25 protein-coding genes are annotated in these 24,053 nt (G+C 71.3%); 13 read left to right on the top strand and 12 right to left on the bottom strand.

Translation table 11 applies throughout. The annotated features are described in order from the left end of the window. Positions 1-564, bottom strand: a complete 564-nt coding sequence (locus OO60_RS23905) for a dihydrofolate reductase family protein (RefSeq protein WP_003056563.1) — start codon at positions 562-564, stop codon at positions 1-3. Between the two features lie 89 nt (positions 565-653). Between OO60_RS23905 and OO60_RS23900 the strand changes: the two genes are divergently transcribed. Then, positions 654-1,013, top strand: a complete 360-nt coding sequence (locus OO60_RS23900) for a hypothetical protein (RefSeq protein WP_003056565.1) — start codon at positions 654-656, stop codon at positions 1,011-1,013. 40 nt (positions 1,014-1,053) lie between these two features. Here the strand turns inward: OO60_RS23900 and OO60_RS23895 are convergent, their stop codons facing one another. Further along, the gene (locus OO60_RS23895; RefSeq protein ID WP_155848806.1) at positions 1,054-2,049 is read right to left on the bottom strand and encodes a hypothetical protein; all 996 of its coding nucleotides are present in this window, start codon (positions 2,047-2,049) and stop codon (positions 1,054-1,056) included. 42 nt (positions 2,050-2,091) lie between these two features. Next, complete coding sequence (locus OO60_RS23890; protein WP_003056571.1) at positions 2,092-2,661, bottom strand: CGNR zinc finger domain-containing protein; 570 nt, start codon at positions 2,659-2,661, stop codon at positions 2,092-2,094. A gap of 77 nt (positions 2,662-2,738) precedes the next feature. Between OO60_RS23890 and OO60_RS23885 the strand changes: the two genes are divergently transcribed. Further along, complete coding sequence (locus OO60_RS23885; protein ID WP_003056574.1) at positions 2,739-3,887, top strand: epoxide hydrolase family protein; 1,149 nt, start codon at positions 2,739-2,741, stop codon at positions 3,885-3,887. Here OO60_RS23885 and OO60_RS23880 read toward each other — a convergent pair. Continuing rightward, a complete protein-coding gene (locus tag OO60_RS23880; RefSeq protein WP_003056576.1) occupies positions 3,877-4,227 on the bottom strand; it encodes a hypothetical protein in 351 nt (116 codons plus the stop codon). The genes OO60_RS23885 and OO60_RS23880 overlap by 11 nt on opposite strands. 170 nt (positions 4,228-4,397) lie before the next feature. On the opposite strand from OO60_RS23880, the gene OO60_RS23875 reads away from it, so the two are divergent. Further along, positions 4,398-5,636, top strand: a complete 1,239-nt coding sequence (locus OO60_RS23875; RefSeq protein WP_003056579.1) for a hypothetical protein — start codon at positions 4,398-4,400, stop codon at positions 5,634-5,636. On the opposite strand, the gene OO60_RS23870 is transcribed toward OO60_RS23875, so the two are convergent. Together OO60_RS23870 and OO60_RS23865 are read right to left on the bottom strand one after the other, a co-directional pair. Then, positions 5,626-6,861 carry an RNA polymerase sigma factor gene (locus OO60_RS23870; protein WP_003056581.1) on the bottom strand — a complete coding sequence of 412 codons (1,236 nt, stop codon included), beginning with the start codon at positions 6,859-6,861 and terminating at the stop codon, positions 5,626-5,628. The genes OO60_RS23875 and OO60_RS23870 overlap by 11 nt on opposite strands. Then, positions 6,858-7,181 carry a YciI family protein gene (locus OO60_RS23865; protein WP_003056583.1) on the bottom strand — a complete coding sequence of 108 codons (324 nt, stop codon included), beginning with the start codon at positions 7,179-7,181 and terminating at the stop codon, positions 6,858-6,860. Before OO60_RS23865 ends, OO60_RS23870 begins: the two co-directional genes overlap by 4 nt. 74 nt (positions 7,182-7,255) lie before the next feature. Here OO60_RS23865 and OO60_RS23860 point away from each other — a divergent pair, with 74 nt between their 5' ends. Together OO60_RS23860 and OO60_RS23855 are read left to right on the top strand one after the other, a co-directional pair. Next, positions 7,256-7,951, top strand: coding sequence for a hypothetical protein (locus OO60_RS23860; protein WP_003056586.1), 696 nt, complete (start codon positions 7,256-7,258; stop codon positions 7,949-7,951). 106 nt (positions 7,952-8,057) lie between these two features. Beyond that, positions 8,058-8,519 (top strand): hypothetical protein, encoded by a 462-nt coding sequence (locus tag OO60_RS23855; protein ID WP_003056588.1) that lies wholly within the window; start codon positions 8,058-8,060, stop codon positions 8,517-8,519. A gap of 42 nt (positions 8,520-8,561) precedes the next feature. On the opposite strand, the gene infA is transcribed toward OO60_RS23855, so the two are convergent. Together infA and OO60_RS23845 are read right to left on the bottom strand one after the other, a co-directional pair. After that, complete coding sequence (gene infA / locus OO60_RS23850) at positions 8,562-8,774, bottom strand: translation initiation factor IF-1 (protein WP_003056590.1); 213 nt, start codon at positions 8,772-8,774, stop codon at positions 8,562-8,564. Continuing rightward, positions 8,774-9,466: a GNAT family N-acetyltransferase gene (locus OO60_RS23845; protein ID WP_003056592.1), complete on the bottom strand. Its 693-nt coding sequence runs from the start codon at positions 9,464-9,466 to the stop codon at positions 8,774-8,776. The genes infA and OO60_RS23845 overlap by 1 nt, the downstream gene beginning before the upstream one ends. Before the next feature lie 252 nt (positions 9,467-9,718). Here OO60_RS23845 and OO60_RS23840 point away from each other — a divergent pair, with 252 nt between their 5' ends. Further along, complete coding sequence (locus OO60_RS23840) at positions 9,719-10,345, top strand: VOC family protein (protein WP_003056596.1); 627 nt, start codon at positions 9,719-9,721, stop codon at positions 10,343-10,345. Here the strand turns inward: OO60_RS23840 and OO60_RS23835 are convergent, their stop codons facing one another. Continuing rightward, on the bottom strand, positions 10,346-13,987 hold the full coding sequence (locus tag OO60_RS23835; RefSeq protein ID WP_162186952.1) for a tetratricopeptide repeat protein: 3,642 nt from the start codon (positions 13,985-13,987) through the stop codon (positions 10,346-10,348). It abuts the gene before it with no gap. A 178-nt stretch (positions 13,988-14,165) separates the two neighbouring features. On the opposite strand from OO60_RS23835, the gene OO60_RS23830 reads away from it, so the two are divergent. The 3 genes from OO60_RS23830 (at position 14,166) to mtnA (ending at position 17,175) form a co-directional block, all read left to right on the top strand. After that, positions 14,166-14,957 carry an Fpg/Nei family DNA glycosylase gene (locus tag OO60_RS23830; protein WP_033262159.1) on the top strand — a complete coding sequence of 264 codons (792 nt, stop codon included), beginning with the start codon at positions 14,166-14,168 and terminating at the stop codon, positions 14,955-14,957. Positions 14,958-15,018: 61 nt separating this feature from the next. Further along, the gene (locus tag OO60_RS23825) at positions 15,019-15,813 is read left to right on the top strand and encodes a PIG-L family deacetylase (RefSeq protein WP_033262106.1); all 795 of its coding nucleotides are present in this window, start codon (positions 15,019-15,021) and stop codon (positions 15,811-15,813) included. A 363-nt stretch (positions 15,814-16,176) separates the two neighbouring features. Next, positions 16,177-17,175 carry an S-methyl-5-thioribose-1-phosphate isomerase gene (gene mtnA, locus OO60_RS23820; RefSeq protein WP_033262105.1) on the top strand — a complete coding sequence of 333 codons (999 nt, stop codon included), beginning with the start codon at positions 16,177-16,179 and terminating at the stop codon, positions 17,173-17,175. Here mtnA and OO60_RS23815 read toward each other — a convergent pair. Continuing rightward, the gene (locus OO60_RS23815) at positions 17,132-17,347 is read right to left on the bottom strand and encodes a ferredoxin (protein WP_205624151.1); all 216 of its coding nucleotides are present in this window, start codon (positions 17,345-17,347) and stop codon (positions 17,132-17,134) included. The two genes, mtnA and OO60_RS23815, sit on opposite strands and share 44 nt — an antisense overlap. A gap of 2 nt (positions 17,348-17,349) precedes the next feature. Beyond that, on the bottom strand, positions 17,350-18,540 hold the full coding sequence (locus OO60_RS23810) for a cytochrome P450 (protein WP_003080036.1): 1,191 nt from the start codon (positions 18,538-18,540) through the stop codon (positions 17,350-17,352). A gap of 115 nt (positions 18,541-18,655) precedes the next feature. Here OO60_RS23810 and OO60_RS23805 point away from each other — a divergent pair, with 115 nt between their 5' ends. The 4 genes from OO60_RS23805 to OO60_RS23790 are packed head-to-tail and all read left to right on the top strand — an operon-like array spanning position 18,656 to position 21,170. Continuing rightward, positions 18,656-19,165, top strand: a complete 510-nt coding sequence (locus OO60_RS23805) for a PadR family transcriptional regulator (protein WP_003080034.1) — start codon at positions 18,656-18,658, stop codon at positions 19,163-19,165. Beyond that, a complete protein-coding gene (locus tag OO60_RS23800; protein ID WP_003080031.1) occupies positions 19,162-20,367 on the top strand; it encodes a cytochrome P450 in 1,206 nt (401 codons plus the stop codon). Before OO60_RS23805 ends, OO60_RS23800 begins: the two co-directional genes overlap by 4 nt. A 2-nt stretch (positions 20,368-20,369) precedes the next feature. Next, a complete protein-coding gene (locus tag OO60_RS23795; RefSeq protein ID WP_033262104.1) occupies positions 20,370-20,567 on the top strand; it encodes a ferredoxin in 198 nt (65 codons plus the stop codon). Positions 20,568-20,609: 42 nt separating this feature from the next. Then, positions 20,610-21,170, top strand: coding sequence for a TetR/AcrR family transcriptional regulator (locus OO60_RS23790; protein ID WP_003080024.1), 561 nt, complete (start codon positions 20,610-20,612; stop codon positions 21,168-21,170). 80 nt (positions 21,171-21,250) lie between these two features. Here the strand turns inward: OO60_RS23790 and OO60_RS23785 are convergent, their stop codons facing one another. Further along, positions 21,251-23,986: an FAD-binding and (Fe-S)-binding domain-containing protein gene (locus OO60_RS23785; RefSeq protein ID WP_003080021.1), complete on the bottom strand. Its 2,736-nt coding sequence runs from the start codon at positions 23,984-23,986 to the stop codon at positions 21,251-21,253. Positions 23,987-24,053: the final 67 nt, after the last annotated feature.

Here is a 24,053-nt window from a genome sequence, read left to right as displayed (position 1 = left end):
TCATCGCCTCGTCTCGTACCGGGTCAGCACCACACCGCCGGGGAACGTCCGCGTCTCCACGAGGTCCAGGTTCACCTGGCTGTCGAGCGCCGTGAAGAACGGCGTGCCCCCGCCCACCAGCACCGGATGGCTGACGACCTCGTACTCGTCGACCAGCCCGGCCCGCACGGCCGCCCCGGCCAGCGCCGCCCCACCGACCCGCATCGGCCCGCCGTCCCCGGCCTTGAGCCGGGTGATCTCGGCGACCGCGTCACCGGTGACCAAGCGGGCGTTCCCGTCGACCTCGCCGAGCGTGGAGGAGAACACCACCTTGGGCGTGTCGCGCCAGTTCCGCGCGAACGCGATCTCCGCGGGGGTGGCGCCCGGCTGCCGGTCGCCGGTCGGCCAGTAGGAGTTCATCGTCTCCCACAGCTTGCGCCCGTAGAGGAACAGGCCGATCGCCTGCTCCCGTTCGAGCCACCACGCGAACAGCTCGTCACTGGGCTCGCTCCAGCCGAGGTCACCACCGGCCGCGGCGATGTAGCCGTCCACGCTCAGGTTCATGCCGAAGATCAGTTTCCGCACCATGCCAGCCTCTCGTGAGTCGATCTCACCCGTACAGACGGCCGCGGCGCGAAAACCTGATCGGTGCCGCGCCGGCCTACGCTGTTCGTGTGATCGAGATCGGTTCGCGGGCGCGGACGCTGCCGGCGCCGCCCCATGTCGTCTGGGAGTCACTCGCGGAGCCCCGCCGGCCGGGGGCCCGTCCGTGGCTCCGCCTGCTGGCCGACGAGGTCGAACCCCGGGTCCTGACTGCGGAGAAGCCCGGCCAGGCGGTGTGGTCATCGCTGTGGCCGAGCCGGCCCGAGGACCAAATCCATTTCGCGCTGACGGCCTCGCGCGATGGAGGGACCTTGCTGAGGTTCACCTTGCTGACGCCCGGGGAGGCCCCCGACCAGAGCAAAACCGGACACCTCCGGCGGCGGCTCAACCAACTGCTGTTCGCCGACCTTCGCTACTCCTACGGCCAGTGAGCGGCGCAGCGCGGCGAGACCGGGCGCGGAGGCTCGTTCGTCATTTGCCGCCGAGTAGGCCGCTTGAGTATTGCAAGGCCACGTTCAAGCTCGACTCCAGGAGATCGTCCTTGATCTCACCTGCCCGCTGGATCGTGTCGATGTCCCGCATGTCAAAGCTGAATCGATGACTGACCTTGATTCCCTCGGGCAACCGGCTTCTCGCGGAGATCCTTCGATAGATGAGCAGCTGACACATCAGCATCCGCCAGAAGACCGGACGATCCTCGGGCCGGAAATTGTACAGAGGATTGCAAAAGAGGCCGAGCGACTTGCTTCGACTGTCCTGAGGCGCCTCGAACAGTTCGAGATAGCGGTTCTCGAACTCCGCGACGGTCGTCAACCGGCCCGCGTCGCGGTGGATGCAGGTTTCGATCGCCGGATCGAGTCGGCCGCGGGTAAGCCCCTGCCACCAATACGTTGCGGACTCCGCCACTCTCTTCTCGCGCCAGCCCATGACTACAGGGCCATAAGTCAACGCCGGAGGAATGGCCGCGATCTTGTAGTCGTTCAAGTGAACCTGGTAGGCGGCTTCCGCCAGCGTGTAGACTTCGTTCACCCTCGCGTCGAAGGCGAGGTCCACCAGGGTGATCTTCTCACTCAGAAGCGTATAGACGGCGAGCGGCTCCAGAAAAGCGCGCGCGAAGGAGATGACTTCCGAAGACCTGGAAAGCATCCAAAACGAGTTTGCGTCTCGCGTCGCCTGCAGTTCCTTCCACCGCCGCGGATCCGAGAGCTCGACGATGCGATCCGCGGCAGCGTCACAGCTCGCGGCCAGCTTGCTTATCAGTGGTTCGCATTCATCGTAAAGCCGCTTCCGGGCAGCAAATTCATATTCTCGCCTGCTCTGCTCTTCAGCGGATTCCCGAGCCAGGCTTGATCGGAGAACCTCCACTTCCCGGCTGGTTCTCCTCGTCGTCCGAGCCGCATACACTCCCGCTACCAACGCGAGCACGGCCGCAAGCAATGCCGCCCCGGCTGTTGCGAACTGGCCCACCGAAGACACCTCCGCAACTTCGAGAGAACATGATACAGCGCATCACACAGCGGAGTTCTTGCGCTGATTGGCGTTGAAGCGCGCTTTCTTCTGCCGGTTCCCGCACGTGTTCATGTCACACCACCGGCGAGTCCGGCTCTGGCTGGTGTCGAAGAAAGCCGCCCGGCACGTCGGTGATGCGCACAACGCCAGTTTTCCGTCCCGCTCGCCCGCCAGGATGCTTATTGCGTCGGCCGCGATCACGCCCAAGGCGTCCTCCACGCTGGCCGGTGAGCTGAGCCGCCAGTGCCGATGCCCCTCAAGCGTCAGAACGGCCGACGCCCGCCCCTGACTACTTCGAGCGTTGATCACCTTCACCGCCGCCGCCGGGAGCGGCTCCTCGCTTGCCGCCGCTGTTGCGGCCGCGTGGATCGCTTCCCTCAGCTCGCGGGCGAGTTCGAGCTGGGCCATGGTGCACGACTCCACGTCCAAGCCGTTCACCACCAGCCAATCGACGAGGCGCTGCGGTGTCGGGATGCGCTCCACCGATTCCCCGCGACGCTCCGTCAGCGTCCCCGTGAAGCTGGTCGCCAGCACGCTGCCCAGCCGGAAGTCGGGGAACCCAGCGCGCATGGAACCAGCTTAGCAGGTTGCCCGCCGCCCTCGGATCGTGTTAGAACCGTCTTAGCCGGTTCACCGATGGAGGTCTCATGCCCAGCGATGACGTGCACGTGTTCGAAGCCCACGCACCCGATGCCGCCCTCGACGAGCTGCGTGCCCGGTTGGCCGCCGCGCGGCTTCCGGAGCGCGAGACGACCCCCGGCCGCTGGGACCAGGGCGTTCCGCTCGATGCCCTCGCCGATGTCGTCGACTACTGGCGCACCGGGTACCACTGGCGGTCCTTCGAAGCGCGGCTCAACCGGATCGGCCAGTTCCGCACGACCATCGACGGCCTGGACATCCATTTCCTGCACCGCCGCTCCCCGCGCGCGGACGCCACGCCGCTGATCCTGACGCCCGGCTGGCCGGGCAGCATCGCCGAATTCGCCGACGTCGTGGACGAGCTGGCGGATCCGGAAACGGCCGGCGCACCGGCCTTTCACGTCGTGGCTCCGTCGCTACCGGGCTTCGGGTACAGCGGCAAACCCGCCACCACCGGCTGGGGCACCGAAAAGATCGCCGCCGCCTGGGTCGAACTCATGACCCGGCTCGGCTACCGCCGGTTCGCGGCCCACGGCGGCGATTGGGGCGGCGTGATCACCACGATTCTCGCCGGCCGGTTCCCGGCCCACGTCCTCGGCATCCACACCACGACCGCGCAGGCGCCGCCCGGCCTGCCCACCGACGGGCTGACCGCGTCCGAACGCCGGTGGGCGGAGGAAACCCGCGATTTCTGGCGCCATCGCGCGGCGTACGCGAAGCAGCAGGCGACCCGGCCGCAGACCATCGGCTACTCGCTCGTCGACTCACCGGTCGGCCTGCTCGCCTGGATCCTCGACAAGTTCGCCGAATGGACCGACACCCGGGAAAGCCCTTTCGAAACGATTTCCCGGGACCGCATCCTGGACGACGTCACCCTGTACTGGCTGACGCGGACCGGCGCGTCGGCGGCCCGCATCTACTACGAAAGCCACGATTCGCTGGACCCCGGCCTCCGGGTCGACGTCCCGGCGGCGATCAGCGTTTATCCGCGTGACATCGAGAAATGCCCGCGGCCCTTGGCGCAGGAGCGGTTCCGGCGGATCGTCCGCTGGACGGAACCGGAAACCGGGGGCCACTTCCCGTCGCTGGAGGTGCCCGGGTACTTCGTCAAGGACCTGCAGGACGGCCTCGCGGCGGTGCTGGCCGTCAGCCGGTGAACCCCGGCCGCAGGTTGCGACGGGCGTACTCCCCCAGCGACAGCGTTTCGTGCACGCAACCCCGGTAGTAGCTGACCTGGCCCGGCTCGCCGGCCAGCCGTTCCCACGCCGCGCGGCCCGCGGGTTCGTCCAGTTCGCTCAGCAACGTCGCCGCGTACGCCCGGCCCGCCGGTGTTGCCTCCTCGAGCACGCGCTCCAGCAGGGGAACGGCGTGCGCGCCCAGCCCGGCCAGGTGCCGGTAGGCGAGCGTGCTCGCGTCGACGGCTCCGGTGACACCCCGGCCGCCGAACGACAGGAGCCGCGCCGTCACCAGTTCCGCCACCGCTTCGCCGTCGTCCATCGCCGAACTCCCGATTCCATGATTTCCGGTCCTTTTTCCCGCGCACCCCGTGAACGTTTCACCCTACTCCGTTCAGCGAGCAAATCCACCCGTTGAGGCCAACGTTCCCACCCGTGCCCAGCCGATAGGCTCGGACGGATACCGGCTCACACAGGGGATGTGATCGATCCATGACGACCACGGAAACCGGCGAATCGGCCCGACTGCTCGAGAAACTCGCGCCGCCGCTCATCGGGAACTGCCCGGACCTGGACCTGCAAAAGGACCTCGTCGCCGCACTGGAGGACGGGATCAAACAGGCCCCCGCCAAGTTCGACAAGTACCTCCTCTTCGTCGGTGCTTTCGAACTGCCCGTCATCCCGGACGCCTCCGCCGAGGGGGCGTTGCCCGACCAGGTCAAGCTGATCAACCTGCCGTCGGTCACCGAAGCCAAGGGAAACGAGCCCATCCACGCGCTCGGCACGCACCTGAACGGGTTTCCGCTGGCCCAGGCCGTCGGCGCCGAACGGAACCTCGTGCGGTTCTCCCTGCTCACCATGAGCGCCGCCCACCAGCTCGAATACCTGCGCAAGAGCGGGTTCGTCGGAAAGGAGTGGAAAGTCCTCGTCGAGATCCACTACTACCGCAAGCGGCAATTCGTCGGACGGGACCGGCTCCACAAGGACACCTACGGCGAGACGCTGTTCGTGAACCTCAACTACGACACCGACGTGGACATTCCCGGCCCCGAGTACGTCCTCAACCCGGCGGTGGTCCAGGAGCACGAAACGCAGATCGAACGGTCGCTGCCGGCCAAATTCCTGGAAGATCTGCGGTGGGTTCGCGGCCGGCTCGGGAAACCGGCCGAAATCAACATCGCGGCGGTCAAGCCCCACCAGTTCGTCGCGTTCGTGGACGAAGCCATCCACCACATGAGCCCGCAGTTCGGCGGCCGGACGGTGTCCGGCAACCAGCTCGGTGCGTTCCTCGCCAAGACGTACGGCCAGGACCTGGTGCAGGACGCCAGTGCCGCCCGGCAGGCGTTCCGCGAGGCGAACTCGGGGTTCGGCAGTTACTTCCGCTCGCTGATGAGCACCGCCAAGCCGTTCGCCGCGTACCTGAAGCTGGTCCCCGCCGACAAGGCGAACACGTGGTTCCACCTCATGGAGCTCGTCGAAACCCCGGACACCGAAGTCAACCGGCTCGGCCTGCGGGACGCCGGGCTGACCGACGACGTCATCGACGCCCTGTTCGCCGAGTACTGGCCGGGCTACCAGAAGGTGTCCGTGCCCGGCGCCAAGCCGGTCCCCGTGGCCGAAACCGCGCTCAAGCGGCAGGCCAGCGCCGAAGCGCTGAACAAGCGGGTGCCGCCGCCCGCCGCCGGTGACCGCCGGTTCTTCCGGACCTGGGTGCGGGTCGTCAAGGCCTGAGCCCGAGCTGGTCGCGGCGCCGGGTCAGGGCGGCCGTCTCGGCGGTGTTGCCCGCCAGCTCGATGGCCCGGTCGTACGCCGCACGTGACTCGCGGCCGCGGTGGAGGCGGCGCAGCAGATCCGCCCGGGTGGCGTGGTAGGCGTGGTAGCCGGCCAGCTCGGCTTCGAGCCGGTCGACCACCGCCAGCGCCACCTCCGGGCCGTCGAGCTCGGCGACCGCGACGGCCCGGTTCAGGGCGACGATCGGCGACGGGTCGAGGCGGACGAGCTGGTCGTAGAGCGCGAGGATCTGCGACCAGTCGGTGTCACGCATGTCCCGGGCGGACGTGTGCACGGCGTTGATCGCCGCGAGGACCTGGTAGCGGCCCGGCGCCACCCCGGTGGCCAGCCGCTCCCGCACCAGCCGGTGCCCCTCGGCGATCAGCGCCGTGTCCCACGCGCCGCGGTCCTGCTCGCCGAGGGCGACCAGTTCGCCGTCCGGCGAGACGCGGGCGTCGCGGCGGGCCTCGGTCAGGAGCATCAACGCCAGCAGCCCGGTCACCTCGCCATCCTCCGGCAGGAGGGCGTGGATCAGGCGGGTCAGGCGGATCGCCTCGGCGGTCAGGTCGCGGCGCACCGGGCCGGTGCCGGGGCCGGTCGCCAGGTAGCCCTCGTTGAACACCAGGAACAGCACGGTGAGCACGCCGTCGACGCGGGCCGGGAGGTCCTCGGCGGACGGCACGCGGTAGGGGATGCGGGCCGCCTTGATCTTGGCTTTCGCGCGGGTGATCCGCTGCCCCATGGCGCTCTCGGCCACCAGGAACCCGCGGGCGATCTCGGGCATGGTCAGCCCGGCGACCAGGCGCAGCGTCAGCGCCACGCGGGCGTCCACCCCCAGCGCCGGGTGGCAGCAGGTGAAGATCAGCCGCAGCCGGTCGTCGTCGATGGCGCCGGGCGGCTGCGGCGGGTCGTCGTCGTACTCCACGACGGCCGCCTGGTGCTTGTCGTCGCGCTTGCTCTCGCGCCGGATCCGGTCGATGGCCTTGCGACTGGCCGTGGTGGTCAGCCAGGCGCCGGGGTTGGGCGGCAGGCCGTCGGCTGGCCAGCGTTCGACGGCGACCGCGAACGCCTCGGCCGCCGCCTCCTCGGCGACGTCGAGGTCACCGAACCGCCGGGTCAGCGCGGCCACCAGCCGCGCCCACTCGTCGCGGTGGGCCCGGGTCACCGCTGCTTCGACGTCGCTCACCGGAACGGCCGGACCTCGATCTTGCGGTCGCAGACCTTGGACGCCTCGGCGGCGAGCTCGAGCACCACGTCCAGGCCGGGTGCCTCCCACACCCAGAAGCCGGCGAGGTACTCCTTCGACTCCACGAAGGGCCCGTCGCTGAACACCGCCCGCTCGCCCCGGTTGTCGACGACGGTGGCCGCGTCGGTGTCCGCGAGCCCGCCGGCGAACACCCAGTAGCCCGCGTCGACCAGGCGGTCGTTGAACTCGCTGATGGCCGGCTGCCGGTCCGTGCTGCCGGGACTGCTCTTGTCGTCGATCACGGAAACCAGGTACTGCATCCGAAACTCCCCTGTGTTCGCGAACGGCCATTATTTCGGAGGCGCTTCCGGTGCCGTGCTGCCAGGCTGTCCCCATGGGCTCGGACTGGTGGTGGACGCTGACCCTTCCCGCCGGCGCGGTGCGCCCGGAGAACGTCGAGCGGCTGCTGGCCGTGGCCGGCACGTTCGGGCTGTCGCCGGCGCGGCCGGACGGCGGGTACAACGGCTTCAGCGCGACCGGCGATTACCGGGTGCAGGACCGGTCGCAGATGGTGGCGGGCCTGGCCACCGCGTCCTGGGGCACCAACGTGTGGCTCGGGTCCGATGTGGCCGTCTCGCTGTCCACCGAGCGCGGCGCCCAGGACGTGGTGACCCTGTCGCTGGACTCGATCTACTGCCGGCGGACCCCGGATGACCGGGCCGAGCCCTTCCGAGCGCTGCACCGGCTGCTCACCGACCTGTGGGTGGCCCTCGCGGACGAGCTCGGCGCGCTGTTCGGCCGGGTCGAGGACGAGTGGTCGCTGGAACAGATCTGGGCCGAGCTGAGCGACCCCCGCTTGGGCGACGCCCCGCCGCCCCCGGGTGCCTGGCCGGAGTGGCTGAGCTGGTCGACCTACTTCGACGCCGGCCGCGCCCGGGCGCTGCCGGCCGTTCCGGCGGAGCTGGGCGCCCACGTCCGGCGGACGCCCGCCGGGGCACTGGTGCTCGAGCTGTCGGACGACCCGGCCGCGGTCGATCCGCTGCGGTTCGCCCGGCTGCACCAGGTGCTGGCGGGAGCGGCCCGCGGCTGACAAGGGCCGGCTCGAGGTCCCGGCCGACGAGCTCCCCGGTGGTCCACCCCGCCACCGGCGCCTACGCTGGGCCCGGATCGACCGGACACACGCGGAGGACTGTGCCATGCCCCATGCCGTCGACTTCGGGACCGTCTCGACCACCGGCCTGGAAACCTCGCCGGTCGCCGCCGCGCTCGCCGGCCTGCGGGCGAACGAGGCCCGCTACTTCAAGAACAAGTACGACCACGAGTTCACCGTCGAACCGGCGGCCGACGCCCGGCCGGCGGTCGGCTGGGTGCACCGGATCCTCGAGGAGGAACGCGGCATCGTCATCGCCTCGCGCCCGCTCGAGGCGACCGCGTTCCAGGTCGAGAACATCCGGATGGCTTACGTGTTCTACGAAAGCGGCCTGTCGGTCAACGTGATGTACACCGTGGACGACGGCGGGAAGCGGGCGGTCGGGTTCAAGCTCTCCGAGGGGATGGACGTCCCCGAGGAGCTCTCGTCGTTCAAGTTCGCCCGCCAGAAGTCCAAACTGGCCGGCACCATCCGGGGCTCGTACTTCGTGATCAAGGGCGAGTACTGAGCGCCCGGGGGCGGGGAGGCGCCGCCTCCCCGCCCCCTCGCACTACGTCCGGTAGCGGAACAGGATCCGTCCGCGGTTCAGGTCGTACGGGCTCAGCTCCACCAGGACCCGGTCGAACGGCAGGATCTTGATGAAGTTCTTCCGGATCTTCCCGCTGATGTGCGCGAGCACCTGGTGGCCGTTCTCGAGTTCCACCCGGAACGTCGCCCCGCGCAGGCACTCGACGACCGTGCCCTCGACTTCGATCCCGGCCATCAGCGCAGCACCAGCTCGAGGTTGCTGCCCACCCGGCGGGCTCCGATGCCCTCGAACAGCGCCACCGCCGCCGGGTTCGTCTCGTTCACTTCGGCCGACGCCGTCGCGATTCCCCTATGGTGCAACGTATTCAGCACGTGCGACAGCAGGGCGCGGCCGATCCCGCGCCGCTGCCGGTCCGCGCGGACCGCGATCAGCCCGATCCGCGGCTGCCGCGTCACCGCCGCCAGCCGGACCAGGCCCACGTGCTCGCCCGCGGACTCCGCCACCACGTACTTCGTGACGTCCGGGGTGTCCGGGCGGGGCAGGATCTCCGCCGGCATCTCGTGCCAGCCCACCGCCGCCGAGACTTCGGCGCGGATCAGGTCCTCGAACGCGCGCAGCAACCGCTCGTCGGACGGCGGCCTGATCGTGACGTCCGCCGGCACGGGGACCACGTCCGTGGGGACCACGTACTCCCACTCACGGCGCCGGATCGTGAACCCGGCGGATTCCCAGCGGGACCGCAGTTCCGCGTCGGCTTCGTCGACCACGGTGTACAGCGGCCTCGGCAGTGCGGGCAGCATGTCGGCCGCGAGCAGCGCGAAGTCCGCGTCGCTCCACGTGTCGATGCTGAGGAAGAGGCGGCCGTCCGGGCGCCGGGATGCTTCCCCGCGGCCGGCCACGCCCGGTCTTTCGTACAGGTGATTCATGGTGTCGCCTTTCGGGAGCTCGTCGAAGCGCTCCCGGCGACACCTCCGTCAGCCGCCCGCCCGTGACGACGAGGGGGAGCACCCACTGCGTACAACGTTCACGGGTCTCACCCCCTCGGTCCGGGTCACGGTCAAGGGGCAAGCTAGCAGCCCGGCGCACGTCCCGCCCACTCCTTTTCCGGCGACGGGCGGGGCGAGACCGGTCAGGAATCGAGAAGCGCCGGTCAGGACGCCGCACCTAGCGTTACCGGCATGACGAACAGCGAAATCATCACCCTCGAAGTTGCCGACACCGCCGCCGCCGAGCGCTTCTACGCCGACGCCTTCGGGCTCACCACCCAGCTGCGCTTCCGCGCCTCGGACGCCCCCAGCACCGGCTTCCGCGGGTTCACCCTCTCCCTCACCGTGCCCCAGCCCGCCGACGTCGACTCCCTCATCGGCACCGCCCTCGAAGCCGGCGCCACCACGATCAAGCCGGCCACGAAGTCCATGTGGGGCTACGGCGGCACCGTCCGGGCGCCGGACGGGACGATCTGGAAGCTCGCCACCTCCGCCAAGAAGAACACCGGCCCGGCCACCCGGAAGATCGACGCCGTCGTGCTGCTGCTGGGCGTCGCCGACGTCGCCGCGAGCAAGAAGTTCTACGTCGAGCGCGGCCTGGCCGTCGGGAAGAGCTTCGGCAAGATGTACGTCGAGTTCGAAGCCGGGTCGAGCCCGGTCAAGCTGGCGCTGTACCGGCGCAAGGCACTGGCCAAGGACGCCGGTGTCGCGCCCGAGGGCAGCGGTTCGCACCGGATCGCGGTCGGCGGCGCGGCCGAGCCGTTCACCGACCCGGACGGGTTCGCCTGGGAAACCACCGCGGCCGCGAGCCGGTCCTGATCAGCCGGTCCCGGTGGTCCGCAGCCGTTCGAGGTACTCGCGGGTGTCGCCGGCTTCGGACGCGCCGATGCGCTCGAAGATCTCCGCCGCGGTCCGCAGGTCGCGGGCCGCGGCGTCCGGCCGGGCCGACCGCGCGGCGCAGCGGCCCAGCCCGTCCAGGGCCCGGGCTTCCTCCAGCGGGCTGTTGACGTCGCGGGCCAGGCGCAACGCCTTCGTGTACCGCGACACGGCTTCGTCGACCCGGTCCGTCGCCAGCAGCAGCACGCCGATGTGGTTCAGGGCCTCGGCTTCGCCCAGGCGGTTGCCCAGGTCGCGGTAGATTTCGAGGGCCTGAATCTGGCTCCGCTCGGCGGCGGCCAGGTCCCCGATCCGGTGCTGGGCGGCACCGAGCTCGTTGAGACCGCCCGCTTCACCGAGCCGGTCGCCCAGCGTGCGGGAAATGGCCAGGGCCTGTTCGTGCGCGTCGATGGCCTTGCGGTACTTGCCGACCATCCGCCACACGACCGCGAGGCTGTTGAGCGCGAACGACTCGCTGAACCGGTGGCTCACCTCCCGGAAGCCGTGCACGGCCCGGGTGTGCGCCTCGATCGCGCCGTCGAAGTCGCCCATCGTGCGGCGGGCGATGCCCAGTTCGTTCCAGGCGTCGGCCTGGCCGAGCTGGTCGCCGAGGTCCTCGTAGAGGCGCAGTGACTTCGTGTGCGCGGCGACCGCCGCCTGGTAGTCCCCGTCGACCAGGTGGACGATGCCCAGCTGGTTGAGCGCGAACGCCTCGCTGGAGCGGTCGTCCAGGTTCCGGGCCATCTCCAGCGCCCGGGTGTAGGCCGCGGCGGCGCCCCGGTAGTCGTCGACCATGCGCCGGTCGGCACCGAGCTGGCCCCACGCGGCCACCTGTCCGGCCTTGTCGCCGAGTTCGGTGTAGCAGGCCAGCGCCACCACGTGCGATTCGAGGGCGCCCTGGTAGTCGCCGATCCGCCGCTGCATGTTCCCCAGCCGGTTCAGCGCGTGCGCCCGGGCGAGGTCGTTCCCGGTGCGGGCCGCGGACTCCGCCGCCGCCAGGTGCAACCGCACGGCCTGGTCCCACGGCCCGACCAGGTAGAGGAACTTGGCCAGGCTCTCCGCCAGCCCGATCACCTGGTCGTGCCACGCGTTGCCGATGGCGTACTCGGCGCAGGCGATCAGGTTCGCCGCCTCCGTGCGCATCCAGGCCCACGCCTCCATCCGGCTGCTGAGCCGCACCTCGGGCCCGGCCGGCGCGCGGCCGCGGAGGATGCCGCCGGAGTCGCGCAGGCCGTCCGTGGTGACGTCCTGGGCGATGTGGTGCGCGGCGACCGCGGCGGTCGCCCGGTAGTGGCCGAAGAGGCGGCCGATGGCCTGCTCGCGGTCGGCCGCGGCGTCGCCCTGGCTGAGCTTGCGGCCGAATTCGCGGATCAGGTCGTGCATCCGGTAGCGGTCGAACGCCGGCTCGTCGACGAGGTGGTCGTTGTAGAGCACCTCGAGGTGCGCGCCGGCCTCGGCCACCGGGACGTCGGCCAGCGCCGCGGCGGCGTGGGCGTCCAGTTCCGGCCCGGGGTGCAGGCCGAGCCGCCGGAAGAACCGCTGCCGGTCGTCGGTGAGCTCGCGGTAGGACAGGTCGAAGGCGGCGGCCACCTCGAGGTCCTCCGCGCGGAGCTCGCCGAGCCGGTCGTGCGCCGAGTCCAGTTCGCCCGCCAGCTCGGCGACGCTCCACTGCGGACGGCTGCGCAACCGCCCGGCCAGCAGCGAAACGGCCAGCGGCAGCATCCCGCACAGCCGGACCACCCGGTCCACGTGCTCGGCCTCGGCGTGCGCGCCCGGCCGGCCGGACAGGCGCGTGAACAGCGACGCCGCCTCGTCGGGCGGCAGGATGTCCAGCGGCAGGGTCACCACGCCGGTCAACGCGGTGAGCCGGCGGCGGCTGGTGATCATCACCAGCGAACCCGGGCTCGCCGGCAGCAGGGGTTCGACCTGGGCGTAGCTGACGGCGTCGTCGAGGATCAGCAGGACCCGGCGGCCCGCCAGCCGGTCGCGCCACATGGCCGCCCGCGCGTCCGGGTCGGCGGGCACCTGCTGGGCGGGCACCCCCGTCGTGGCCAGCAGGGCCGCCAGCACGTCGGCGGGGTCGGCGGGCTGCTGCCCCGGGGTGTGCCCGTGCAGGCGGACGAACAGCTGCGCGTCCGGGAACCGGTCGGCCAGCAGGTGCCCGGCGTGGACGGCGAACGCGGTCTTGCCGACCCCGGCCATCCCGTCGACGGCGTGGATCGCGACCGCGTCACCGCTCCCGGCGGCGTCGGCGACCGCGTCGGCTAGCCAGGCGAGTTCCGCGGCCCGGCCGGTGTAGGCGGGCACATCGCGCGGCAGCGTGCGCAGGCCGCGTCGCGGATTGTCCCGGCGGGTCGTGGCGGAAGGCACGCCGTCGGGCAAGGCGAACTGCGCGGCCGAATTCATCAGGTGCTGCTGCAGGTACACCGGGTTGTCCGGATAGGGGTGGTCGGGCAGGCACACCCAGCCGATCGTGCGGGTTTCCTTGGCTTCGACGAGAACGGGGCGATAAGTGCCCGGCGAACCGTCCTGGCTGTGCCGGACCACCTCGTCGAAGAACCACGACGAAACCATCACCGCCAGCACGCCCGGCGAATTCGCCAGCGCCGTTTTCACCGGTTCCGAATCGACCAGCCGGAACGTCAGGATCACCGACGCCGCCGTCACGCCGTGGCTGTCGTACCGGACCTCCCCGGCGTGCAGGGCCAGCCGCAGCCGGATGCGTTCTTCGGGGGCGGCTCGGCGGTTGTGCGCGTTCAGGCCTTCGACGAGGGCCCCGGGCAGCACGTCCGCGAAGACCGACTTCGGGGTGTCGGGCGGGGCCAGCACGAACACGCCGTCCCCGCGGTCTTCGTGGTAGCAGGTGTCCCAGGAGATGCCGGCCTGCCGGAACGCCCGGCGCAGCGTCTCGTACATCGTGTCCCGGACGGCCACCTGGTGGTGGTTCGCCCGGTGGTGGTCGCCGAACCCTTCGACGTCGACCACGAGCACGGTCCGGTGCACCGCCAGGGGAAACCGCGGCGGCCGGCTCGCCGGATCGGGTGTCAGGTCGACGGGCGGCAGCACCGGGGCGGTCCCCACCGGCGGTTCCGGGTAGGCGGGCTGGTCGGTCAGCAACCGGAGCAGGGATTCGGCCCCGGCAAGGGAAAACCGGTCGACGCGGTACACGGTCGTGCTGGCGGCGGCGAGGAAGTCCGGCACGCCGTCGAGGCTCTGGCCGGGCAGCACGACGGGCAGGAACCGGTCCAGCGCGTGCGGGTCGCGGTAGAACGCGTCGCGGATCAGCCGGGCTTCCCACTGCACACCGCGGCCGACGTCCCCGGCGGCGCGCCCCTCCGCGCCTTCCCGGTACCGCGGCGAGGCGATGACCAGGACGTGATCGGCCTCCCGGATCTGCTCGGCCAGCCACAGCGACCAGTCCTGCCGGTGTTCCGCGGAAAGGTCCAGCCGGGCGTCGACTCCGCAGGACCGCAGGAACACCCACAGTTCCCGGACCGTCAGGTCGTCGGCGGCCGAACCGGATTCCGGGGCGTAGGAAATGAACACCCGCCGCGGTCGCGGCTTCGTGCCGGATCGCTCGCTCACCGCCGATCCCCTCGCCTCACCAGGCCCCTTCCTGCAGGGTATCGGGCGAACCGGAAGCGGTGGCGGGAGAAATGCGACAAAACAAGGACAACTGGCAGGCACCGCACCGGAAAGGATCACCGTGCGCGAGAATGCCCGCCACCGCGCGGCCGGGACCGCGGCCGGGCAGACTGGCCGGGTGCCCGAACTGCCCGAAGTCGAACTCGCCCGTCAGGTCCTCGCCGGTGCGCTGGACCGGGAGATCCGGGAGGTCGACGACCACGACGACTGGGTCTGCCGCCCCCACGCCCCCGAGGACATCGCCGCGGCGCTGCGGGGCGGGCGGCTCACCGAGGCGCACCGGCGTGGGAAGACGCTCTGGTGCGCCACGGAAGGCCGGGACGGGCAGCCGGGGCCGCACCTCGGCCTGCACCTCGGGATGGCCGGGCAGCTGCGGTTCGCGGGCCGGAGCGGGCCGCCCGGACGGGCCCGCGACCGCGTCGAAAAGCCCGAGTGGTTCCGGTTCGGGATCACTTTCGCCGACGGCGAACAGCTGCAGCTGTTCGACACGCGGCGGCTCAGCCGGGTGCGGCTCGACCCGGACCTCGACGCGCTCGGCCCCGACGCCGGGGAGATCTCGCGCCGGGACTTCGCCGAGCGCGTCGGCCGGGGACGGGCGCCGCTCAAGGCGCGGCTGCTGGACCAGTCGGTGGTGGCCGGGATCGGCAACCTGCTGGCCGACGAAACCCTGTGGCAGGCCGCGCTGAGCCCGGCCCGGCCGGTGAACGAGCTGACCGGCGACGACCTCGCGCACCTGCACAAGGCGCTGCGGAAGGCGTTGCGCGCGGCGATCCGCCACGGCGGCGTGCACACCGGCGAGTTCATCGGCCACCGCCGCGCGGGTGACCACTGCCCGCGCTGCGGGGCGGAGCTGAGCCACGGCACCGTCGGCGGCCGGTCCACCTGGTGGTGCCCGAAGGAACAGGCCTAGCGGCCCGGGAGGGCACGCACGCGGGCGGTTTTTGTCGGGGGTAGCCGGTACCGTCGCGGACATGGGAACACTGGTGACCTTCCACGCCCACCCGGACGACGAGTGCCTCCGCACCGCGGGCGTCATGCGCAAGGCCGTCGAAGAGGGGCACCGGGTCGTGCTCGTCGTCGCCACCAAGGGCGAGGTCGGCGAGGTACCCGACGGCTTCCTCGCCGAGGGCGAGAAACTCGCGGACCGGCGCGTCCAGGAGTCGCACGCGGCCGCGGAGATCCTCGGCGTCGAGCGCGTGGAATTCCTCGGCTACCGCGACTCGGGGATGATGGGCGAGCCGACGAACGACGACCCGGCGTGCTTCTGGCGCGCCGACGTCGAGAAGGCGGCCGAGCAGCTGGCGGCGATCCTGCGAGAGGAGTCGGCGGACGTCCTCACGGTGTACGACGACAACGGCGACTACGGCCACCCGGACCACATCCAGGTCCACCGCGTCGGCGTCCGCGCGGCCGAGCTGGCCGGCACGTCCCGGGTCTTCCAGGCGACGTTCAACCGCGAGTTCATGCAGCGCGGCTTCGAGGCGGCGGTGGCGGACGGCCTGATCCCCCCGGAGGCGGCCCCGAAGCCCCCGGAGAACGTGGAGTTCGGCAAACCGGAGGCCGAGATCACGGCGGCGGTCGACGTGTCGAAGTACGCACCGGTGAAGCGCGCGGCGATGCGCGCGCACCCGAGCCAGATCAGCGAGGACATGTTCATGCTGGCCATGCCGGACGACGCGTTCACGTTCGCCTTCGGCACGGAGTGGTTCATCCGCACGGGCCAAGGCCCAGGCATAACGGAAACCGACCTGATGTCCGGCCTCTGACCCACCGTCCGGCTCCGCCAGCACCCGTGATGCCCCGCCAATCACGCATGATGCCCGTCCAATCACGCGAGATCGCTCCCCAATCACACGAGTTCCGTCCCCGATCACGCGAGCCGACCGTTCGAGTACGCGAGTCGTCCGTCTGGGTACGCGAGTCGGCCGTCCAGGTACGCGAGTTCGCCGTTCCGGTACGCCGCACTCCCGTGACCGGACCCGTCACTCGCGTGATCGGGGACGTGACTCGCGTGATTGAACGCGTAACTCGCGTGATTGGCGGGGCATCTCGCGTGATTGGCGGGGCATCACCTGTGGACGGGTGAGGCCGGCGTTGAATGGGTGGCGGGGGCGAGTTCGGGAGGGCGTGTGCGCAGGACCATCGACTGGGTGGACGGGGCCGTCGTCGTCATCGACCAGACCGCGCTTCCCGGGGCGTACCGGCTGCTCGAACTGCGGACCGTCGGTGCGCTCGTCGACGCCATCCGGCGGCTTGCCGTCCGCGGGGCTCCCGCGCTCGGGGCGGCCGGGGCCCTGGGCGTCGCGCTGGCCGTGCGGGAAGGCGGGGACGTCCGCGCGCACGCCGAGCTGATCGCCCGGGCCCGGCCCACCGCCGTCAACCTCGCCTGGGGCGTCGAACGCGCTCTCGCGAAGCTCGGCGAAGGCCCCGACGCCGTCCTGGCCGAGGCCCTGGCCCTGCTCGACGAAGACGAGCGGCTCAACGAGACCGCGTCGAAGCACGCCGCCGAGGTGGTGCTCGACGCCTGCCCGCGGCGGCCGCTCCGGCTGCTCAGCCACTGCAACGCCGGGCGGCTCGCCACCGTCGGGTGGGGCAGCGCCCTCGGGGTGGTCTGGCACCTGCACGAACGCGGGCTCGTCGAGGAGGTCCTCGTCGACGAGACCCGTCCGCTGTTCCAAGGGGCCCGGCTGACGGCCTGGGAACTCGCGCAGGCGAACGTTCCCTACCGCGTCCAGCCCGACAGCGCCGCCGCCGCGGCGATGGCGCGGGGGCTGGTCGACTGCGTGCTCGTCGGCGCCGACCGGATCGCCGCGAACGGCGACGTCGCCAACAAGATCGGCACCTACGGCCTGGCCATCGCCGCGCACCACCACCGGGTGCCGTTCGTCGTGGTCGCGCCTTCGTCCACTGTGGACGAACACATCGCCGACGGAACCGGCATCGCCATCGAGGAACGCGATGCCGGCGAGCTCACCCACTTCGCCGGGGTGCCGATCACGCCGCCGGACGCAAGCGTCTTCAACCCCGCCTTCGACGTCACCCCGCACGACCTCGTCACGGCCGTGGTCACCGAGCACGGTGTCTTCAGGGGCGCGGGCCGATCTCCCGGCCGCCTTCGGTCACCGTGATCGCCATCGCCGGGCACGAGTCCGCCGCGTCGAGGACCGTTTCGTCCGCGCCGACCGCGGACGTCAGCGTGCGCGCCTTCGCCCCGTCCAGCACGAACACCTCCGGCATCAGCGCCGCGCACATCCCCGAGCCGATGCAGACGTGCTCGTCGATCTCCACCTGCCAGCTCATGGTCACCATCCGATCGGCATCGACCGCGGCCCGCGGACGAGCATCTGCGTCTTCCACACGATATCGCCCGCCAGGTGCAGCCCCGGCAGCTCGGTGACCAGGGCGCGCAGCGCCTCCTGCAGCTCCAGCCGGGCCAGCGGCGCGCCGAGGCAGTGGTGGACGCCGTGGCCGAAGCCCAGGTGGTGGTTGTCGGCGCGGTCGAACCGCAGCTCGTCCGCGTCGTCGAACCGCAGCCGGTCGCGGTTGGCCGCGCCGACCGCCACCAGCACCGGCTCGCCCGCGCGCACGACCACGCCCCCGACCTCGACGTCTTCGGTGGCGTACCGCGGGAAGCCCGCCCCCGCACCCAGCGGCACGAACCGCAGCAGCTCCTCGACCGCGGCCGGGATCAGGCCCGGGTCGGCGCACAGGCGCTCCCACTGCTCGTGCTGGTCCAGCAGCGCGTAGACGAAGTTCGGGATCTGGCTCGCGGTCGTCTCGTGGCCGGCGACGAGGATGCCGACGCACAGGTCGACCAGCTCCAGCTCGGTCAGCCGGTCGCGCACGTCGTGCGCCTCGATCAGCGCCGTCATCAGGTCGTCCTGCGGCCGGACGCGGTGTTCGGCGATCAGGCCGCGCATGTAGTCGCGCAGCTCTTCGCGGTTGCGCTCGAACTCCTCGGGTGTCAGCCCGCTGGTCGACAGCGCCGCGTCGCTCCACACGCGGAACTTCGGCCGGTCGGCGACCGGGACGCCGAGCAGCTCGCAGATCACCGCGACCGGGATCGGCAGCGCGTAGGCGTCGACGAGGTCGGCGGGCGCCCCGGCGGCCTTCATGTCGGCGATCAGCTCGGCGGCGAGCGAGGCGACCCGCGGCCGCAGCAGTTCGACGCGGCGGACGGTGAACGCCTTCGCGACCAGCGTCCGCAGCCGCGTGTGGTCGGGCGGGTCCATCTGCAGGATGCCGCCGTCGCGGACCACGGGCGAGCGGCGCGGCGCGTCCTTCTCCTTCTCCATCGCCCGCGAAAACCGGCGATCGCCCAGCACCAGCCGGGCGTCGGCGTACCGGGTGGCCAGCCACGCGGGCTCACCGTAGGTCATCTTCACCCGCACCAGGCCCTCGGCCTCCCGGGCGGCCTCGTACGCCTCGTTCAGGTCGAGGCCGGCCTCCTCGTTGAAGGGGTACGACAGCGGTTCGGTGTGCGTGGCGGTCATGCGGAACCCCCGTGCTCCAGTTTGTAAGCAGCTGCTTACAACGCTACACAGTTTCTCCCCACCTGTCACGATCCGCCATTGCCCAGTCACCGAATCCTAGGTTACGGTGACCTAGGTGTGGATCGAGATCCTCCTGCTGTCGAAGCTGGCCGCCGAGCCGATGCACGGCTACGAACTCCGCAAGTCCGTGGAGGCGTCGACCGGCCACACCCTGTCCAACAACTCGCTCTACCCGACCCTGCGGCGCTTCGTCGACGCGGGCGCGGTGAGCCGCAGCGCGGAGGAACAGGAGGCCAAACCGCCGCGGCACGTCTACACGATCACCGACGTCGGGCGGGAACTGCTGCACGACATGCTCGCCGACTTCCCGGCCGACCTGGCGCTCAACGAGCCGGAGTTCCTCGCCCGCGTGGGGAACTTCGCCTGGCTGCGCCCGGCCGAACGCACGCGGGTGCTCGACGTCCGCAAGAAGGCGCTGACCGCCGAGCAGGCCCGGCTCGAGGCGCTCGCCGCCGGGCAGGCCGACCCGTGGAGCCGGGCCGCGCTGCGGCACGTGCTCGGGAAGTTCGACGCCGAACTCCGCTGGCTCGCCGGCCTCACCACCGATCCGAGGGAAGACGCATGACCACCACCGAAGAGACGCCTCGCCTCCCCTTCGCCCGCGCGAACGCGCTCGCGATCGCCCCGGACTACGAGGTCCTCCGGCAGCAGGCGCCGGTGACCAGGGTGCTCACCCCGGCCGGCGACCCGGCCTGGCTGGTGACGTCCTACGAGGAAGCCAAGGAGGTCTTCCGCGACCGCCGGTTCGGCCGGTCGCACCCGGCGCCGGAACAGGCGTCGCGGATCTCCTACGCCGCGGTGCAGGACGGCCCGAGCGGCGACTTCGAGACCGAAGAACACGTGCACAAGCGGATGCGCCGGATGCTCGCGCCCGCCTTTTCCGCACCGCGGATGCGCGCACTCGGCGACCGCATCGCCGAGCTCACCGACCGCTGCCTCGACGACCTGGAAGCCGCGCGCGGAGACGGGCCGGTCGACCTGACCGACTTCCTCGCGTTTCCCCTGCCGGTGCTGGTGATCTGCGAACTGCTCGGGGTGCCGTACGCCGACCGCGAGCACTTCCGCGGGCTGTCCGAGCGGATCGCGGTGATGGACGGCGGCGAAGACGCCCAGGCGGCGATGGCGGAGTTCATGGCCTACATGACGAAGCTGGCCGACGCCAAGCGCGCCGACCCGCAGCCGGACGTCATCTCCGACATGGTCGCGGTCCAGGCCGACGACCCGACGTTCACCGACGAGGACCTCGCCCGGATGGGCGCCGGCCTGCTGTTCGCCGGCCACGAGACGACCTCGACGCGGATCGCGATGGGCACGCTGTTCCTGCTCACCGACACCGCCCGCCGCGACCGGTTCGCCGCCGACCCCGACGGCGAGGTGAACCAGACCGTCGAGGAGATCCTGCGGCTCACCGCCACCAGCGGCACCGGCCTGCTGCGGTACGCGCACGAGGACGTCGAGATCGGCGGCGTGCGGATCATGCGCGGCGACGCCGTGCTGATCTCCAGCGACGCGGCCAACCGGGACGCGGCGGTGTTCGCCGACCCGGACGGGTTCGACCCGGACCGGACGCCGAACGTGCACCTCGCCTTCGGCACCGGCGCCCACGTCTGCATCGGCGCCAACCTCGCCCGCACCGAGCTGCGCACGGTGTTCCCGAAGCTGTTCCGGCGGTTCCCGGGCCTGCGCCTGGCCGTGGGCATCGACGAGATCCCGATCCGCACCAACCGCGTGGCCGGCGGCGTCGAGCGCGTGCCCGTGGAGTGGTGAGCGTGAAGATCACCGTCGACACGCAAAGCTGCGTCTCGTCCGGGCAGTGCGTGCTGCTGGCGCCGGAGACGTTCGACCAGAACGAAGACGACGGCACGGTCGTGCTCCTCGCGGCCGAGCCACCCGCCGGGGAAGAGGAGGCGGTCCGGCAGGCGGAGCTGACCTGCCCGGCCGCCGCGATCCGCCTCGCCGGCGCCTAGGGTCCGTCGCGCCGCGTCCGGTTTGCCGGTTAGCCTGCTCCGATGGGTGAGCAGCCTGGCCGCAAGCGGGACGCGGCCGCGACGCGGCAGGCGCTGCTCGACGCCGCCGCCAAGCTGTTCGCCGAGCGCGGCTTCGACCGGACGACCGTGCGGGACATCGCCAAGCTCGCCGGGGCGAACCAGTCGCTGCTGTTCCGCTACTTCGGCAGCAAAGAGGCACTGTTCGAGGCGGTCATCGCCCGGTCGGGGCGCGAGCAGCTCGCCGCCACCCCGCCCGAGCGGCTCTTCAGCACGTCCCTGCGCAGCATGCTGGAGCCCGGACGGCAGAACCGGGCGCTGGAGACGTACCTGCGCTCCTCGGGCAGCGACGGCGTCGCGGCCGCCATCCGCCAGGAGGTCGGCCGCGAGTACGCCGAGGTGCTCGCCACGCTGACCGACGCCCCGGACGCCGAGCTGCGCGCCGACCTCGCGCTCGCCTGGCTGATGGGCATCGCGCTGGTCCGCGAGGTCACCGGGAAGGAGCCGCTGGCCGGCGCCGATCCGGAGGACATCTGCCGGCTCGTGCTCGCCGGGATCAGGACGCTGCTGGAGCGCAGCGAGTAGCGGGTCTGCCGCGGCCGGTCGTGAGTGTTTAGGCGGGTTAGAACCCGCCTTACCACTCACGACGAGTTGCGGCAGACCCGTCACGGCAGCGCGCGGCGGAGCAGTTCCGCCAGGTGCACCGGGGTCCTTCCGGACTCCTGGGCGATCTGCGTCCGGCAGCTGAAGCCGTCCGACACCACCACCGTCTCCGGGGCCGCCGCGCGGATCGCGGGGAGCATCCGGTCCTCCGCCACCGCCTTGGAGACGTCGTAGTGGCCGCGTTCGAAGCCGAAGTTGCCCGCCAGGCCGCAGCACCCCGAATCCAGCGTCGTGTTGCGGACCCCCGCCGCCTTCAGCGCGGACTCGTCGGCGCCGAACCCGAGGACCGCGTGCTGGTGGCAGTGCACCTGCGTGATCGCGTCGACGTCGAGGGCCGCGAACGGGATCGGCGCCCGCTCGAGGAGTTCCGCGAACGTGAACGTCCGCGAAGCCAGCAGTTCCGCGCGTGCGTCGCCCGGCATCAGCGCGGGCAGGTCGCCGCGAAACAGGGCCGTGCAGCTCGGTTCCAGGCCCGCGACCTCGTAGCCGTCCTCCAGGTACGGCGTCAGCACCGACAGCGTCCGGTCCAGAACGCGGCGCGCGACGCCGAGCTGGCCCGTCGACACCCAGGTCAGTCCACAGCAGACTCCGCGGTCCGGCAGCACGACGTCGTAACCCGCCGCGGTCAGCACTTCGTAAGCCGCGTCCAGCACCGAAGGCGTCAGGTAGTTGTTGAACGAGTCCGGCCACAGCACCACCCGGCGCTCCCCCGAAGCCCGCCGCCGGAGGTCCGCGCGCGACGACGTGAAAGGAGACGTAGCGAACGAAGGCAGCGCACGTTCCGGCGCGATCCCGCCGAGCCGCTTCACCAAGCCCGCCAACCGGGACCGTGCCACCAGATTGGCCAGGCGCGGAGTCAAAGCGCTGAGCCGCAGCCACAGCGGCAGCCAGCCCATCGAGTAGTGGGACGCCGGGCGCAGCCGCCGCCGGTAGTGCTGGTGCAGGAACTCGGCCTTGTACGTCGCCATGTCCACGTCGACCGGACAGTCGGAGAGACAACCTTTGCAGGACAGGCACAAGTCCAGCGCGTCGCGGACTTCGGCGGACCGCCAGCCGTCCGTGATCACCTCACCGTTGATCATCTCCGCGAGCAGGTGGGCCCGGCCGCGCGTCGAGTGCTGTTCCTCGCGGGTGGCCCGGTAACTCGGGCACATCACGCCGCCGCCGCTGGTGTTGCGGCACTTCCCCACTCCGACGCAGCGCCGCATCGCCTGCCCGAAGTTCCCGCGGTCCTCCGGGTAGCCCAGGAACACCGTGTCCTCAATGGACTGCGAGGTGGCACGCACCCGCAGGTCCGCGTCGATCGGCCGCGGCGCCACCAGGATGCCGGGGTTCATCCGCCCGGCCGGGTCGAAGATCGCCTTGAACCGCGCGAAGACGGCCAGCATTTCCGGGCTGTACATGCGGGACAGCAGCTCGGAGCGCGCCTGGCCGTCGCCGTGCTCGCCGGACAGCGAGCCGCCGTGCGCCGCGACGAGGTCGGCGGCCTCCTCCAGGAACCGGCGGAAGTCCCCGACACCGGACTCCGACAGCAGGTCGAAGTCGAGCCGCAGGTGCAGGCAGCCTTCGCCGTAGTGGCCGTAGACGACGCTGCGGCGGCCGTGCGCCCGCATGAGTTCCTTGAACTCGCGCAGGTACGCGCCGAGCCGTTCGGGCGGGACGGCGGCGTCCTCCCAGCCCGGCCACGCCTCCGAGCCGTCGGCGAGCCGCGTGGCGAGCCCGGCGCCTTCCTCGCGGATGCGCCAGAGTCCGCGTTGCGCGGCCGGGTCGTCCACGATCGCGAAGCCCGTCAGATCGAGTGACGCGGCCAGTTCACGAGCACGCGCGGCCGGGTCGTCGCCGGCCAGCTCGACGAACAGCCACGCCCCGCCCGGCGGCAGGTCGCCCGCCCGTCCCGGGAGCATCGCGACGAGTTCGGCGTCCACGCCTTCGACGGTCAGCGGGGACCACGGCAGGATCGACGGCACCGCGTCGGCCGCCGCGATGTCCGAGGGAAAGCCCAGCACCGCCAGCACCCGCTCGCGGGGCAGCTCCGCGAGCGAAACGGTCGCTTCGAGGACGGTCACGCAGGTACCCTCGCTGCCGACCAGCGCCTTGGCGACGTCGAAACCGTTCTCCGGCAGCAGGTGTTCGAGCCCGTAGCCCGACACGCGACGCGGCCACGTCGAAAGTTCCTTGCGCAGCAACGCCAGGTTGTCGCGCACCAGCGCGCGCAGCTCGTCGAAGATCCGGCCCTCGGTGGGTTCGCCCGGGCCGACCCGCAGCCGCGTGCCGTCGTAGAGCAGGACTTCCAGCGAGCGGACGACGTCGGCCGTGCGCCCCCACGCCACCGAGTGCGAGCCGCACGCGTTGTTGCCGATCATCCCGCCGAGCGTGCAGCGGCTGTGCGTCGACGGGTCCGGGCCGAACCGCAGGCCGTGCGGGGCCGCGACCGCCTGCAGGTCGTCGAGCACCGTCCCGGGCAGGACCCGCGCGAGCCGGGCCGCCGGATCCAGCGAGAGCACCCCACCGAGGTGGCGCGAGGTGTCGATCACCAGGCCAGGGCCGCACGCGTTCCCGGCGACACTCGTGCCGCCGCCCCGCGCGATCACCGGCAGGTCACGATCGCGGGCGGCCGCGACCGCGGCGACGACGTCGTCGACGGTCCGTGGCAGCACCACCCCGCGGGGCACGTGCCGGTAGTTGGACGCGTCGGTCGTGTACAGCGCGAGCGTGGCGGCGTCGGTGAGGATCTCCACGCCCCCATTCAAGTCGACCGGGGGCCGCCGTACCTCTCCAGCCGGGTATGTCCGGAACCACACTCCG

It is taken from the genome of Amycolatopsis vancoresmycina (genome assembly GCF_000716785.1).
Lineage (GTDB): Bacteria > Actinomycetota > Actinomycetes > Mycobacteriales > Pseudonocardiaceae > Amycolatopsis > Amycolatopsis vancoresmycina.
This window is presented reverse-complemented; position numbering and strand designations above follow the sequence as displayed.

Coding starts and splice junctions, on each gene's coding strand:
- OO60_RS23890 (WP_003056571.1), bottom strand. CDS start 2,661: ATGCGCGCTGGGTTCCCCGACTTCCGGCTGGGCAGCGTGCTGGCGACC.
- OO60_RS23885 (WP_003056574.1), top strand. CDS start 2,739: ATGCCCAGCGATGACGTGCACGTGTTCGAAGCCCACGCACCCGATGCC.
- OO60_RS23880 (WP_003056576.1), bottom strand. CDS start 4,227: ATGGACGACGGCGAAGCGGTGGCGGAACTGGTGACGGCGCGGCTCCTG.
- OO60_RS23875 (WP_003056579.1), top strand. CDS start 4,398: ATGACGACCACGGAAACCGGCGAATCGGCCCGACTGCTCGAGAAACTC.
- OO60_RS23865 (WP_003056583.1), bottom strand. CDS start 7,181: ATGCAGTACCTGGTTTCCGTGATCGACGACAAGAGCAGTCCCGGCAGC.
- OO60_RS23860 (WP_003056586.1), top strand. CDS start 7,256: ATGGGCTCGGACTGGTGGTGGACGCTGACCCTTCCCGCCGGCGCGGTG.
- OO60_RS23855 (WP_003056588.1), top strand. CDS start 8,058: ATGCCCCATGCCGTCGACTTCGGGACCGTCTCGACCACCGGCCTGGAA.
- infA (WP_003056590.1), bottom strand. CDS start 8,774: ATGGCCGGGATCGAAGTCGAGGGCACGGTCGTCGAGTGCCTGCGCGGG.
- OO60_RS23845 (WP_003056592.1), bottom strand. CDS start 9,466: ATGAATCACCTGTACGAAAGACCGGGCGTGGCCGGCCGCGGGGAAGCA.
- OO60_RS23840 (WP_003056596.1), top strand. CDS start 9,719: ATGACGAACAGCGAAATCATCACCCTCGAAGTTGCCGACACCGCCGCC.
- OO60_RS23825 (WP_033262106.1), top strand. CDS start 15,019: ATGGGAACACTGGTGACCTTCCACGCCCACCCGGACGACGAGTGCCTC.
- OO60_RS23815 (WP_205624151.1), bottom strand. CDS start 17,347: ATGAGCTGGCAGGTGGAGATCGACGAGCACGTCTGCATCGGCTCGGGG.
- OO60_RS23810 (WP_003080036.1), bottom strand. CDS start 18,540: ATGACCGCCACGCACACCGAACCGCTGTCGTACCCCTTCAACGAGGAG.
- OO60_RS23800 (WP_003080031.1), top strand. CDS start 19,162: ATGACCACCACCGAAGAGACGCCTCGCCTCCCCTTCGCCCGCGCGAAC.
- OO60_RS23790 (WP_003080024.1), top strand. CDS start 20,610: ATGGGTGAGCAGCCTGGCCGCAAGCGGGACGCGGCCGCGACGCGGCAG.